This window comes from Yaniella sp., from assembly GCF_030453185.1.
GTDB lineage: Bacteria > Actinomycetota > Actinomycetes > Actinomycetales > Micrococcaceae > Yaniella.
Genome location: NZ_JAKDKW010000021.1, coordinates 17,942 through 31,535, shown reverse-complemented (window position 1 = coordinate 31,535; position 13,594 = coordinate 17,942). Strand labels below are relative to the sequence as shown.

Here is a 13,594-nt window from a genome sequence, read left to right as displayed (position 1 = left end):
CCGCCACCGCGCTCATCGGGCTGGTAGGCAGCTTGCTCATGCCCACCGTGGTCGATCGTTCCACACGCTTGTGGGTCTGGCCGGTCGTCTTTGGGTTACTCAGCACGGTAGGTTATCTCGGCTTGTACTTGTGGCCCGCAGAAGGTCGTTGGCTGTGGGTTCTCTTGTTGGGACTAGGTGGGATGGCGTTCGCCACGGCCATTTCGCTGATCCCAGCGCGCAGTGTTGATCCAGAAATTACCGCCAGGCTCTCAGGCTTTGTGCAACCGGTGGGCTATATTCTCGCCGGGATCGGGCCGTTGGGCGTTGGCATGTTGTATTCCGCCTCCGGGGGCTGGACCAGCACGTTGCTCTTATTGATGGCCAGCGGTATTGGAATGTCCGTTGCCGGTGCGTTTGCCGCCCGAAATATCACCGTGGATGAGCAGCTCTAGTTAATTTCTGCTTCGTCTAAGGTGGCTGTGGCCTGCTTGGTCTCACCCTCTTCAGTCTGCCAGAGCACCTCGACTTCATCACCAGGGTTCCGATCGCGAACAAAGCGGGAAATAAAGGATGAGTTCACGACGTCTGCCCCATCGATTTCGAGGAGAACGTCGCCGGGTTGGAGCCCAATGGCTTCACCGGCGGATCCGGGACTGATCTCCACAACGCGGGCACCTCCGTTTGGCTCCGAGGCCACCACGATGCCCAGTCCGCCTCCGGAACCGATAACCACACCGCCGGATTCATCGCCGTTGAGCACCTGTTCGACGACCTCTAGTGCATGAACAATCGGTACCGCATAGCCGAAGGCGTCTTCGGTGTTGTTGGTATCTTGGCTGGCTGCGGTCGAAATGCCAATCACTTGGCCGTTGGCATCAACCGTCGGCCCACCTGAGTATCCGGGCACAATGTCCGCGGTGATCATGATGAGGTTTTCATACCATTGTCCCCGTGAACCGGGTTCTGGCGGCTCGATGTGGATGGTCTCGTTGAGTCCACCGACTTCGCCAACCACCGAGGTGAGATACCCCTGTCCCCCGGCGTTACCGACACCTGCCACCCGGTCCTTCACGTTCACGCCATCGGCATTGATCGAGGCGACGGGCAAGGTTTCTTCGGTGTCGATTTGTAAGACCGCAATATCTTGGGCTGCATCGCGCCCGAGAACAGTGGCGGAATACTGTTGTTCAGTATCAGCCATGGTGATATTGACCGAAGTCGATGAGTCGACTACGTGGTAGTTTGTGATGGCCAGTCCACTGGAGCTGACGACGACTCCGGTGCCAAAGCCCATGTATTGATACACCTGAGTGTCGACCATGAAGACACCGGGTGCGGACCCGACTTCTTGTCCTGGGTCTAGGCCTTCTCCGGTATGTTGTCCGCCAGCTTCCCAATCCACTGCGATACCTTCGTGAACGTGGTCGAGCCCGGCAATGAGGCTGTCAACAGAACCTTCGCCATCGGGAACTACCTGTGGGGCTTGGGGCTGTGGATCAAAAAATTCTTGGAGGGGATTACTCTGGGTGTCCCAGTCGAAGACCTGAGAGAGTAAGCCGATCAGGAGGAATGCGAAACCGAGAATGCCGGCGCCAGTGCTCAGCGCACTGAGCGGGCCGTGTCGTCGTCGTGGTGGTGGTCGGTTGGCCGTCTCTACCGGCTGGTAACCGCGAGAGAAATACGGTATCTCACGGGATTCATCGCGTGATGCGTGGGGTGAATAGACCCAGCGGGGGTCATTCCGCGGATCACCGCCCGGGCCTCCTGGAGGGGGCCCGGGCGGTGGTGGCGGTGGTGCATCAGCATGGTGTTCCCCCGGAGGTTGGGCGTCATGTACGTTGCGCCGCGGAGGTTCATCGGGGAAGTATTGCTGATTCACTGGGTACTTTTTATATTCGGGGTGTTAGGAACCCAGGTGTTCCATAACCTCGTCGTAATTTGGTTCGTTGGTGATTTCGTCGACGAGCTGGGTGTAGGTGACTTCGCCTTCTGGGTTAACGACGATTACGGTTCGGGTTAGCAAACCAGTCATGGGGCCGTCTGCCAGTTGTACGCCGTAGTCATGACCGAACTTCGAACGGAAAGCCGATGCGGTGTGGGCGTTCTCGATGCCTTCGGCACCGCAGAAGCGACCCTGGGCAAACGGGAGATCCATGGAGACATTGAGGACCACGGTGTTGTCGAGCTTGGCACCGCGTTCGTTAAATTCACGCACGCTTGCAGCACAGACTCCGGTGTCCAGCGATGGGAAAATGTTCAGTAGAACCCATTTGCCGGCATAATCTGAGAGCTTGACCTCAGATAGATCGGTGCCCACGAGTGTGAAATCAGGGGCTTTTGAGCCGACCGTTGGGATATCGGCGACGGTGTTGACAGAGTTACCTTGGAATTTCGTAGTAGCCATATCCTCTACCTTAGGCGTCGCAACCGTAATTTATCGACGGGTGTTCGCCGCACAGTGGAAAGATTTTTCACGTTACGCTCGTCAGCCCGCAGTTAGCGCCCGTAGTTGACGGCTGGCTCGGGCAGTCCGAAGACCCGATCAAAGATCCACGCGTAGACGGCGGTGTAGATCAAGAAGAAAACCAATATGACGACTTGCAACATGAAGGCTTCGAGCACGCTGACACCAAGAACCCAGGCGATCGTGGGAACCAACATGAGGATCAATCCGCCTTCAAAGAACACGGCATGACTGACGCGCATATACCAGGGGCGGTGGGTGATTCCGATGCGACGTTCGAATGCTTCGAAACCCCAGTTGAAGATCAAGTTCCAGGTCAGTGCCACCGTCGACGAGATAAGACCGACGATGAACGACGAGCTGGAGTCGTTACCTAGCAACGCCAGGATAACGGTGGTGAATCCGACGGCGAGTACTTCGAATATAACGGCATACGTGATGCGGCGGCCAAGCGGCGATGGGAAAACGCGTCGGCCAACGAGGGCATCCCGATCGCCAGGTCCGACAGGGACCTTCGGAATACTCACTGTGGATTCTTGATCTGTAGTCACGCCCGTTAGAATATCAAATTCGGTGACCCGTGGCAGACATACTCATTGCCAGCAGAATATCAGGCATCGTCGTAGCGGCCAGCGATGTAATACTTGAGCGTTTCAATAAAGTGTTTGGGTTGTTCGGCGTGGATCCAGTGGCCAGCATCTCGGATTTGGATGCGACGAGTCATCGGGAATAGCTCACGCATGATCGCTCCCGAGGCATCGTTAATGTAGTCGGAGTGTTCCCCTTTGATCCACAGCACCGGGTGGTCCTCGAAGGTTCCCTCAACATCCGGGAAACCCACGATGGTGTCCAGGTGATCAAACAACATCTGAATATTGGGTTCCCACTTGAAACCGTGGTCGTCGTCGCGAGTCAGATTCTGCAGTAGGAAGCCGCGGACTGCGGCGTCGTCGATATCTTTTTTGATGGCGGCATGCGCTTCCCTGCGGGAGGCGATATCGGTGAGCTGAACTTTGGACAGCAGGGTGCCGAGCAGGTGTTCGAATTCGCTGGTGCTAGAGGTCGTGGGGGCAATGTCTTCGATGATCAGCCCGGCCAACAGCTCCGGATGGCGCAGAGCTAGCAGCATGGCGACTTTGCCGCCCATGGAGTGGCCCAGCACCACGGCGGGTTCATCTTTGCAGAAGTCACGGCGCAGCTCATCGGCGACCAGATCTGCCATCTCAACGTAGTCGAAGCCTTCGGTCCAGCACGAGACGCCATGGTTGGGCAGATCCACCAGCAACGAGGTGGTGGTATCGGTCAACCCCTTGGCGATGGTTGTGAAATTTTTACCACGGCCCATCAGTCCGTGGAGAAACACGATCCGTCGAGGGCCGCCTTCCATGACTTCGGTATGGATACGGGCGTCAGGGTCCGAGCAGTTCAGCATGTATCCCAGCCTAATGACTTCCTACGGGTTTGGGGCGATTGGGTCGGGACTCAACCGGTATCCGGCAAAGCGTCATGGATTTCGTCGCTGTTCGTTGCGGTTGCGGGTGTGGTTGATGATCCCGATGCCGAAGAGAACTCCGGCGATGAGCACGCTAACGGCCCCGATCAGGATGCCGCCTATAGCCGTGCTGTTCATGTTGTAGCCGCTGCCATCGCTGAGCAGCCCAAACTGTTCGCAGGAGATGGCGTAGGTACCTTCAGCGGCCTCGAAATTTGTGTAGATCACGTGATTGATGCCGGTGAGACCGTAGTCAGACGTGTCCACTTCTGTTTCATCTACCGCCTGGCTTGAGGTCTGAACCGGCACCTCATCACCGTGCTCATCAATCACCGAGCACGCCTCAGATTGTGCCGCCAGTGAGGGCTGGCTTGGCTTGTCAGAAAAGGACAGCAGCGCATAGCTTGCTTCCTCTAGCTCAACCGGAGTGGCGATCGGGCCGATTTCGATGCCAGATTCGAACACATCTTCGTAGCTGGCTGATACCTCACTGAAGTTATTGAGGATGCCAGATACGGTCAGCACGATGGCCGTGACCAGCCCGACCACACCCACGATCACGCTGCCCAGAATAAACCCAACGACGTGCCGTCGGGGCTGGGCCGTTGCAGCTTGGATCATGCTTGGGGTGGCTGCTGCCCATACTGTTGTGGTGGGCCGCCGTACCCTGGGTATCCGCCGCCGTACTGTGGACCCGGCGGTGGCATCTGACGCTTGGACCTGGAACGGACGACCGCACCAACGATAGTTAGAACCAAACCGGCGAGGAATACGAGGGCTCCGGCAATAACCGAACCGACGACACCGAAGAGTCCACCGAGTGGAGCTATACCACCGATCGAAACCGGGTAGTTAGAGCAGGAAATTTGGTAAACGCCGTCTGCTTCAGAACTAAACGCTTCCACGGCCTCGTAGTCAAGTTCGTTGGTGTTGATCGAAGACGACATATGGTTGCTGACGATGTTCTCGCCGGATTCATCGATCACCTCACAGGTGATCGAACCTGCGGCAGCACCGGTTTGATAGATATACCACTGATTGTCGCCCAGCCCATCCATCGTCGCCGGCTGCTGGATTTCGTAGGTATTGTCTTCGAAATCATCAAACTGATCGAACGCTGAGACACCGAAGATGAGCGCACCAGCGATCCCGCCAATCAAGCCGATGGCCATCAGAATGATGCCCCACATCAATCGCCGTTTGCCGCGGCGTCGACCGTGCTGCTGTGGCACGTGATCTGCCGGTCCTGGCTGACCCGGATTGTACTCTGGCGGTGGTGGCCCCTGCGGGGGTTGTTGATATGACATGATCTCCTCGAAGTGACGATGAATAGTGCATCCTGCGGCAGGGTCGCCAACAGATACTGCACCTAGTCTGCCAGATTCCTAGTGCTCCACATCGAAAATCATCGCGTGGTGTCTGCCCTGCCAGCGATGTCGCAGCCACCGGTCATGCGATGCGATCACTACCGCGCCGGGGTATTGTTCAATGGAACTTTCCAGCTCAGTAGCTAAAACCAGTGAGAGATGATTCGTTGGTTCAGCATCCGATGGAAAGTACACCCCCCCTGGCTTGGTGTCAGGTGACCGGCCAACAAATGCAATAACGTCGATTTCCCGGCACCGTTTGCTCCGGTAATCAAGAGTCTGTCGGTCGCTGACAAGACAACAGACCGTCACCGGCAATGACTCGTAGCAGTGTGGTTTTTCCCGAACCGCTTTCGCCAATGATGCCGATGCGATCCCGGTGTGGGACCGTAAAGGAGATATCGGTAAAGACGCGACGGTCAGCGAATGATTTTGACAGTCCGTCGACACGAAGGTGTGCCGCGTGACGTGCTGATTTCGACATAATGATCCTCAAAAAATGAAGTCCCCTACCGGGCGAATGCCGCAGACGTAGGACGGGTAAGGATCATTTCTTCATGCTTGTAGGTTACCCAGGCACAATACCGCAGTGCATCGGTTCCGCGCTTGTTGGCGAACTTCCGATCCTGCAGTGAGTCCGCTACAGTCCACATGTAGCGCCCATCACACTTCAGGGCGGTGACAAGGAGACCACGTGACACAGCGGCACACCCGTGCAACCGCAGTATCGACCCATGGCGAAGCATCCCAGGGGGCGGTCACGCCCTTGGCCGACCCGGATCGCGCTGCGCATCGCCGCACCACCGTGGTGTTTGCGGTGGTGGCCCTCTTGTTGCTGTCTTCTGGGTGGGCAACCAACCATTTCGCGACCATGATCGCGGTACTCCGTGACCAGGAACTCTTCACCCCGATTGTGGTGAACGGCGCCTTTGGGATCTACGCAGTCGGGCTGGTGCCAAGCCTTCTCATCGGTGGAGTGTTAGCTGACCGGTTTGGGCCCCGGCCGGTAGTTCTCACCGGGGCGTTAGCCGCCGCGATAGGCAATATCGTCATTTTGTTGTGGCAGACGACTCCTGGATTGTTTCTTGGTCGATTGGTCATTGGGCTGGGTGTTGGTCTGGCTATTAGTGCGGGTACCGCTTGGGCTGGACGACTGAAAGGCGCCACGGGGATGGTGCTCGCTGGGATTGTGTTGACCGCAGGGTTTGCCCTGGGCCCCATAGCTTCTGGCGTGCTGGCCTACTTTCTCTCGGATGCAGCCGCCGTCGCTGTTCCGTTTCTTGTTGCGGCAGCTCTGACCTGTCTTGCGATCATTGCTTCTCTGGTCATTGGCGATGCCAAGGCTGCTCCGATCATCCCGGCTATCCCACCCTCAACTACTGCACCGCCTCTCCGGCAGCCAAGCATGAAGCGGGCCCTTGCAACATCCATCCCGATGGCGCTGTGGGTCTTTTCGACGGCCATCGTCGCCTTGGTAACTCTGACCGAAAGGGTCGCTGATCAGGTCAACGCGGGCATTTTACTGCCCGGCGCTGCGTCACTCTTGGCCTTTACCGCCGGGGTATTTGCCCAAGGCCTGGCTCGACGTTTCGGGTGGGGACCAAAAGCCGGCATTGTGGCCGCGAGCATCGCTGGAGCAGGTTTTCTTTTGGCGGGCTTTGGCGGTCAATCCCCTCCGATTTGGCTCTTTGTAGTCGCTACGTTGCTATTGGGCACCGCGTACGGCATGGCCCTACGCGAAGGATTACTAGATGTCGAAACCTATGCCCCTCCAGAACGGCGAGGCACCACACTGGGTATCTATTACGTCTTTACCTATGTCGGGTTTGCCATACCGGTACTGTTTTCCTGGTTGCTACCGGTCACCGGCTACGTCATGCCCCTGGTCGTCTTGGGGATCCTGGCCCTTGGCTGTGCTGGCATTCGCGCGGCACAAATACACCGCGGCATTCTAGCTCGACACTAATTTGGCAGTTTTGGGAGCCAAATCCAACCTTCAACGCGTGCGATCTCTCGCTCGTCAGCAGCTGGTCCTTCACAGTTACCTTGGGCCATCTGTTGTGTCACCAGCGCTGCCAGCACGGCATCGAGCACGTTGTCATCGGCGATCGCTAAAGCTTCGAATCCTTGCCAGTCGAAAGCAGGAAACAGGGTCGCAAGCAACTCCACCATGTGCTGGCGGACGGCCGCGTTTTTGGTGCCCTTATAGCCTCGATGTGGCAGGCCCCAACGATATAGCGCCGCTGCAGGATACACCTCAGCCACAGCTCCGCTGCCATCCCGACTGGTATCGATTCCTTCGTCACGGAGCTTCGCCTCGATACCAGCCCACCGAAACGCTGGATAGGCGATGAGGTTGGCTGAAACACTGAGAGGCGTAATGCCGGTACGACGATGCACTGCCATGTCGGTGGTACGCAATGCCAGTCCCCGACGCCAGGCCGCATCGGTGGACTCGGGTGGTTGCAGCCTCTGGGCCGCATGATCCTGCAGTAATTCAGCGAACCGGATCGGCCACCCGATCGGTACATCCACCCCGGTACCATCAGCCTCGTGGACTGCGTCGATAATCTGCGCATCACTGACACCAACCGCGGTACTTTCGACTACGAGGCCACCGTCGATCTCCCGGAGTACTGCCATGCCCGTGTGCTTGGGATCAGCTGCAAGATCAATGCCGAGATACATCGTGTTCCATAGCGTCGCTGCCGTATCCAAATGCATGCGGATCGGCCTGTTGCCAATCCTCAAGCCATGCTTGCGGAGGCTGACTCAGCAATTGTCCCGGTTGGAGCCAGTCAAAGAGTTCTGCATAGGATGCGCTGTGTCCTTCAGACATGTTGCGTCGCAACATCGCAGGCTGCAGGTCGGAAGGCGATGAGACGCCCATCGATGCCATCACGCGAAGTGCCTCTTCGACGGTGGCGCGTTGATAGTTATAGACGTGTTCGGTCTTGGTGGGCACATGCAGACCGCGTTGCAGTCGGGGATTCTGGGTGGCCACACCGACCGGACACGTGTTCTCAGCACACCGTAGCGATTGGATGCAGCCCAGCGCCATCATCATGGCTCGCGCCGAATTAACGTAGTCTGCACCTTGAATAAGGCGTCGCACCACATCGCTGCCCTCTGCAACCTTCCCCGAAGCGCCAACCCGGATTTTATCTCGCAGCCCTGTTCCGACCAGCGCATTATGGACGGTCATCAAACCCTGTGTAAGTGGCATCCCAACGTAGTCTTCGTACTCGACCGGCGCCGCTCCGGTGCCACCTTCAGAGCCATCGACAATAATAAAGTCGGGCGCGGTGCCAACCTCACGAATGGCTTTACAAATTGCCAAAACATCTCGCCTAGACGTCACGCAGAGTTTGAAACCGGTTGGTTTGCCGCCGGAGAGTTCACGCAAGGTAGCGATAAAGTTGATCAGCTCCACCGGTGTTGAGAACTCGCGGTGATATGGCGGGCTGATACATTTCTCGTCCATCGGAACATCGCGGATACGGGAAATCTCCGGGCTAATCTTGCCTTGCGGCAGGACACCACCGATGCCTGGTTTTGCGCCCTGGCTCAGTTTCAGGGATACCGCTTTCACCGCGTCGGATGCCGACTTGTCGGTAAATTCTTCCGCATCAAAATTGCCGTCGCGTGTTCTGGCCCCAAAATATGCGGTGCCCAATTCCCAGATCAAGTCACCACCACCGGACAGGTGATACGGCGAGATGCCCCCTTCACCGGTGTCGTGGGCGAAACCACCTTGAGCTGCGCCGGCGTTGAGTGCTTGTATAGCGTTTGCAGACAACGACCCAAAGCTCATAGCCGAGACATTCAACAGTGACATGTCGTAGGGCTGGGTGCAGTCGTCGCCACCCACCCGCACCTTGGGAACCGTTTCGGGTGGATCCATCGGCTTCATCGAATGCACAAACCATTCCTTGCCATCTGCGGTTACGTCATGGAGTGTACCGAAGGATGCCTCACCCTTCTCATCACGCGCACGGGCATAAATCAATTGACGGGAGGTGTAGTCAAACGGTCGACCATCCCAGTCACGTTCAATAAAATACTGTTGAATCTCTGGCCGAATTTTCAGCAGGGCATATCGGGCGTGCCCAATGATCGGGTAATTTCGAAGGACCCCGAACCGTTTTTGGACGAGATCATAAACCGCTACTGCGCCGAGGCCAGCCAGTACGGAGGCACTGCCAACCAGTTTGGCGGCCGAGCTCTTGGTGGAGCCAGTCTTGAACGATTTGTTTAACATCAAGCTTCACCCTCCTTCAATTGCTGAGGACACCCACCTGCCACGCTATACGCCACGTGGTGTGAGCGAGTCTACGACCATCCCCCGAGCAAAACCGAGACTTCCGGACTCTTCACAAAAGTTACTCACGAGTAGGTTACCAGTCACATCGAAGTCGGCACATGTTGTGGCATAGCTAACCATGCGAGGGTGTATCTTGATTTCAGTTGATTTTTGGCTCTATGGTTGCGATAGTCCAGGCTTCTCAACTGCTCACACCTTGCCTGGCACATATTCTGTTTTCAACGAGAGGAATATCATGGCAGATGCCGTGGACTTACCTGAGGCGAAACATGCTCAGGGAGTGAAGGGCTCGGGAACCCCGGACCCCTTGAAGAGCGAGCCAAAACACGCTCCGGTCAATAAACCAGTCTTCATCACATCGGCCGCCATCATTGTGGCGTTTGTGATCTGGGCTGCGATATGGCCTGATCAAGCTGACACCGCGATTTTTGGTTCGATGGACTGGATTGGTGCCAACCTCGGTTGGTACTACGTCGTCACCGTTACTCTGGTGGTCATTTTCGTGCTCGTCGTAGCGCTGACCCGGGTCGGACGCGTCAAAATGGGGCCCGACCATTCCAAACCCCGGTACAACCTCTTTACCTGGGCCTCGATGCTGTTTGCCGCCGGTATCGGCGTTGACCTGATGTTCTTTGGTATTTCCGGGCCCGCAACGAACTTCCTCACCCCACCAGAGGGCGCTGGTCTCTCCGACGAGGCCGCTCGCATGGCCCCGCTGTGGACCATGTTCCACTACGGCACACCCGGTTGGGCCCTGTACGCGCTGATGGGTATGGGCATCGGCCTGTTTGCCTACCGCTACCACATGCCATTGAGCATCCGCTCCGCGCTTGCGCCAATTTTTGGTAAGCGCGTCAAAGGCGCGCCCGGTCACGCCGTCGATGTCGCCGCGGTGCTTGGTACTATTTTTGGTATCGCCGTTTCACTGGGTATCGGCGTGGTCTTCCTCAACTACGGCCTATCCCACATTTTCGGTCTACCACAGAGCATGGGCGTCCAAATTGCGCTCATGGTGCTCGCCGTCGGTATCACCATTATCTCGACCGTCACCGGTGTAGACAAAGGCATTCGTCGTCTCTCCGAGCTGAACGTCCTGTTGGCCGTGGCCATGATGCTGTGGGTGCTCGTTTCTGGCGAAACACCGAAACTGATGAATCAGCTGGTCCAAAATATTGGGGACTACTTCTCTCGTTTGCCCTCGATGCTGATGAACACCTTTGGTTATACCGATGGTGACCCGTCATATTCATCAGACGCCTGGATGCAAGACTGGACCTTGTTCTTCTGGGCCTGGTGGATCGCTTGGGCAGCATTTGTTGGCCTGTTCCTGGCCCGTATCTCCCGTGGACGCACGCTGCGCCAGTTCATTCTGGGCGTGCTGCTGATCCCACTGAGCTACATCATTCTGTGGATCTCGATCTTCGGTAACGGCGCTCTTGCGTTCTTCCGCGCTGGAGACGAGGAATTCCTCAATACTGCGATCAGCAACCCAGAATCCGGGTTCTTCAACCTGTTATTGGAATACCCCGGCCAATCGTTCAGCATTGGGCTGGCAGTCGTGACCGGGCTACTGTTCTACGTGACCTCAGCTGACTCTGGCTCGCTGGTCATGGCCAACCTGACGTCCAAACCGTCCATCAACGACTCCGACGGCGCCCCATGGTTGCGTATCTTCTGGGCGGTCGTCACCGGCGCTCTGACCTTGGCCATGTTGTTTATCGACGGCGTCTACACGCTCCAAGCCGCCACCGTGGTGATCGGACTACCGTTCTCGATCGTCATTTACCTGATGATGATCAGCCTCTACAAGGTTCTGCGAACCGAGGGCCAGAGCTTCGATTCCAAGCAGGCTGCCATGCCCGGTGTGCTGTCCAGCATCCGTGACGCCGGCGGCAAGTCCACCTGGAAACAGCGACTCCGTCGCCGTATGTCATTTGCTACAGCAGACCAGACCACCAAGTTCATTAACGAAGTGGCCACCCCGGCTGTGGAAGAAGTGGCACAAGAACTCACCAAGCTCGGTGCCAATGTCACCTGCCATCGCGGCGAGCATCCCGATTATCCAATCCCGTATGTGGATTTGTTGGTCCGGTTCGCCAACCAAGATGAATTCAAATACCAGCCATACCCTGTTGCGTATAACGTGCCGAATTATGCGTCCAACATGGCCGCAGTCAAAGAAATCTTCTTCAAGGTCGAAGTCTTCACACTGACAGGTTCACAGGGTAAAGATATTATGGGATACACCGGTGACCAGATCATCGCTGACATCCTCGATGCCTATGACGCACACGTCCTGTACATGTCCATGATCGGCGATAAAGGCTCACCTTCCGGCATTGTGGAAGTCAACGTTCCCGATGAATGGACCGACAGCGACCAGGTCGACACAGAAACCAGCACGATTCCTACTGTCCCCGAACAGACTTCAAGCATCAATGATCCCACCACAAGGAATGATCAAGGAGGCGCCGACCATGAGCGCTGAAAACGTCGAAACTCTCTTTATTAACGGTCAGTGGGTGGCCGCATCAAACCAAGCCACCCGCACCATCTATTGCCCAGCAGACGGCAGTGAAGTCGGTGTTGTCTCCGAAGCAACCACCGAAGACACCGAACGTGCCATCGCTGCGGCACGCGCCGCTTTTGAATCCGGTGTCTGGGCAGATAAGCCTGCCGCCGAACGCGGTGACTTCTTGCTGGCTGTTGCCGCGAGCATTCGGGAGCGCAAAGACGAATTTGCGCGTGCTGAAGCTCTCGACACCGGCAAGCGTCTGGTCGAGGCAGAAGGCGATATGGAAGATATCATCTCGGCCTTCCGCCACTTCGGCAAGATCGCAGACCACTACCCGGGCCGTCTGGTCGACGCCGGCGACCCCACGGTCGTCTCCCGTGTCGTCCATGAGCCCATCGGTGTGGTTGGCATGATCACCCCGTGGAACTTCCCACTGCTGCAGGCTTCCTGGAAGATCGCCCCGGCCATTGCCACCGGTAACTCGTTTGTCATCAAACCAGCCGAACTGACCCCGCACACCACCATGCTGATCGTAGATGTCATGGATAAACTCGGTTTGCCCGCCGGGGTAGCCAACGTGGTGTTGGGCGACGGCGGCACCGTGGGCGCACCGCTCTCCACACACAAGGACATCGATCTCGTCTCCTTCACCGGTGGCCTGATCACCGGCCGGAAGATCGCCGAATCCGCTGCCCACACCGTCAAGGATGTGGCTCTAGAACTCGGCGGCAAGAACCCCAACGTGATCTTTGCTGATGCCGACTTCGAGGCCGCACTCGACAATGCTTTGAATGCAGGTTTCCTAGATTCAGGACTCGTCTGCTCAGCCGGTACCCGTCTGATCGTCCAGGACACCATCGCCGAACAGTTCGTCGACGAGCTGGTGCGCCGCGCCGCCAACATTGTGATGGGTGGGCCCTTCGATGACAAGGCCGAGACCGGACCTCTAGTCTCCGCCGAGCACCGTGATAAAGTCACCGACTACGTCAACCGCGGTGTTGAAGCCGGTGCACGCTTGCGGACCGGCGGCAACTGGGGTGGACCAGAACACGAAAACGGCTACTTCTATGCGCCAACCGTGCTAGACCAGTGCACCTCCGACAACCCAGCGGTAGTTGAAGAAGGCTTTGGCCCGGTCATCACCGTTGAGACCTTCTCGACCGAAGACGAAGCCATCGCCATTGCCAATGACACCGACTACGGTCTGGCCGGCGCCGTCTGGTCCTCCGATACGGGTGTCACAAACCGCGTCTCGCGCAAACTGCGCCACGGCACCATCTGGGTTAATGACTACCACCCATACCTGCCACAGGCAGAATGGGGTGGATTCAAACAGTCCGGTATTGGTCGCGAACTTGGCATCACCGGCATGGAAGAGTACACCGTGTCCAAGCACATCTACGAAAACACCGAACCGGCTGTCTCCGGCTGGTTCCCACAGAAATAAGAC

Annotated in this window: 12 protein-coding genes and 2 pseudogenes; 4 read left to right on the top strand and 10 right to left on the bottom strand. The window is 57.1% G+C overall.

The features are described 5' to 3' along the window. Positions 1–434: pseudogene (locus tag L0H14_RS05030) on the top strand (MFS transporter); the annotation flags it as partial. On the opposite strand, the gene L0H14_RS05025 reads toward L0H14_RS05030, so the two are convergent. From L0H14_RS05025 to L0H14_RS04990, 8 genes and pseudogenes are all read right to left on the bottom strand, one after another. After that, positions 431–1,861, bottom strand: coding sequence for a S1C family serine protease (locus tag L0H14_RS05025; protein ID WP_301417886.1), 1,431 nt, complete (start codon positions 1,859–1,861; stop codon positions 431–433). The pseudogene L0H14_RS05030 and the gene L0H14_RS05025 sit on opposite strands and share 4 nt — an antisense overlap. 24 nt (positions 1,862–1,885) lie before the next feature. Then, complete coding sequence (gene tpx, locus L0H14_RS05020; protein WP_301417884.1) at positions 1,886–2,386, bottom strand: thiol peroxidase; 501 nt, start codon at positions 2,384–2,386, stop codon at positions 1,886–1,888. 92 nt (positions 2,387–2,478) lie between these two features. Next, the gene (locus L0H14_RS05015) at positions 2,479–2,997 is read right to left on the bottom strand and encodes a PACE efflux transporter (RefSeq protein ID WP_301417882.1); all 519 of its coding nucleotides are present in this window, start codon (positions 2,995–2,997) and stop codon (positions 2,479–2,481) included. Positions 2,998–3,056: 59 nt separating this feature from the next. Then, a complete protein-coding gene (locus L0H14_RS05010) occupies positions 3,057–3,878 on the bottom strand; it encodes an alpha/beta fold hydrolase (protein ID WP_301417880.1) in 822 nt (273 codons plus the stop codon). Positions 3,879–3,950: 72 nt separating this feature from the next. Further along, complete coding sequence (locus L0H14_RS05005; RefSeq protein WP_301417878.1) at positions 3,951–4,559, bottom strand: hypothetical protein; 609 nt, start codon at positions 4,557–4,559, stop codon at positions 3,951–3,953. Continuing rightward, complete coding sequence (locus L0H14_RS05000; RefSeq protein WP_301417876.1) at positions 4,556–5,245, bottom strand: hypothetical protein; 690 nt, start codon at positions 5,243–5,245, stop codon at positions 4,556–4,558. The genes L0H14_RS05005 and L0H14_RS05000 overlap by 4 nt, the downstream gene beginning before the upstream one ends. 78 nt (positions 5,246–5,323) lie before the next feature. After that, positions 5,324–5,601 (bottom strand): annotated as a pseudogene (locus L0H14_RS04995) (ATP-binding cassette domain-containing protein); the annotation flags it as partial. Then, positions 5,577–5,789 carry an ATP-binding cassette domain-containing protein gene (locus L0H14_RS04990; RefSeq protein ID WP_301417874.1) on the bottom strand — a complete coding sequence of 71 codons (213 nt, stop codon included), beginning with the start codon at positions 5,787–5,789 and terminating at the stop codon, positions 5,577–5,579. The gene L0H14_RS04990 and the pseudogene L0H14_RS04995, both read right to left, overlap by 25 nt. A 210-nt stretch (positions 5,790–5,999) precedes the next feature. Here L0H14_RS04990 and L0H14_RS04985 point away from each other — a divergent pair, with 210 nt between their 5' ends. Beyond that, positions 6,000–7,271 carry an MFS transporter gene (locus L0H14_RS04985; RefSeq protein WP_301417872.1) on the top strand — a complete coding sequence of 424 codons (1,272 nt, stop codon included), beginning with the start codon at positions 6,000–6,002 and terminating at the stop codon, positions 7,269–7,271. On the opposite strand, the gene L0H14_RS04980 is transcribed toward L0H14_RS04985, so the two are convergent. Next, a complete protein-coding gene (locus tag L0H14_RS04980; RefSeq protein ID WP_301417870.1) occupies positions 7,268–7,993 on the bottom strand; it encodes a DUF429 domain-containing protein in 726 nt (241 codons plus the stop codon). The two genes, L0H14_RS04985 and L0H14_RS04980, sit on opposite strands and share 4 nt — an antisense overlap. Beyond that, complete coding sequence (locus tag L0H14_RS04975; protein ID WP_301417868.1) at positions 7,977–9,566, bottom strand: FMN-binding glutamate synthase family protein; 1,590 nt, start codon at positions 9,564–9,566, stop codon at positions 7,977–7,979. The genes L0H14_RS04980 and L0H14_RS04975 overlap by 17 nt, the downstream gene beginning before the upstream one ends. Positions 9,567–9,864: 298 nt before the next feature. Between L0H14_RS04975 and betT the strand changes: the two genes are divergently transcribed. Further along, a complete protein-coding gene (gene betT, locus L0H14_RS04970) occupies positions 9,865–12,117 on the top strand; it encodes a choline BCCT transporter BetT (RefSeq protein WP_301421446.1) in 2,253 nt (750 codons plus the stop codon). Beyond that, entirely contained in the window at positions 12,107–13,591 is a 1,485-nt protein-coding gene (locus L0H14_RS04965; protein WP_301421445.1) for an aldehyde dehydrogenase family protein, read from the top strand. Before betT ends, L0H14_RS04965 begins: the two co-directional genes overlap by 11 nt. Positions 13,592–13,594: the final 3 nt, after the last annotated feature.

What these genes read in the sequence shown, in the direction of transcription:
- tpx (WP_301417884.1), bottom strand. Translation starts at nt 2,386, where the DNA reads ATGGCTACTACGAAATTCCAAGGTAACTCTGTCAACACCGTCGCCGAT.
- L0H14_RS05010 (WP_301417880.1), bottom strand. Translation starts at nt 3,878, where the DNA reads ATGCTGAACTGCTCGGACCCTGACGCCCGTATCCATACCGAAGTCATG.
- L0H14_RS05005 (WP_301417878.1), bottom strand. Translation starts at nt 4,559, where the DNA reads ATGATCCAAGCTGCAACGGCCCAGCCCCGACGGCACGTCGTTGGGTTT.
- L0H14_RS05000 (WP_301417876.1), bottom strand. Translation starts at nt 5,245, where the DNA reads ATGTCATATCAACAACCCCCGCAGGGGCCACCACCGCCAGAGTACAAT.
- L0H14_RS04990 (WP_301417874.1), bottom strand. Translation starts at nt 5,789, where the DNA reads ATGTCGAAATCAGCACGTCACGCGGCACACCTTCGTGTCGACGGACTG.
- L0H14_RS04980 (WP_301417870.1), bottom strand. Translation starts at nt 7,993, where the DNA reads ATGTATCTCGGCATTGATCTTGCAGCTGATCCCAAGCACACGGGCATG.
- L0H14_RS04975 (WP_301417868.1), bottom strand. Translation starts at nt 9,566, where the DNA reads ATGTTAAACAAATCGTTCAAGACTGGCTCCACCAAGAGCTCGGCCGCC.
- betT (WP_301421446.1), top strand. Translation starts at nt 9,865, where the DNA reads ATGGCAGATGCCGTGGACTTACCTGAGGCGAAACATGCTCAGGGAGTG.
- L0H14_RS04965 (WP_301421445.1), top strand. Translation starts at nt 12,107, where the DNA reads ATGAGCGCTGAAAACGTCGAAACTCTCTTTATTAACGGTCAGTGGGTG.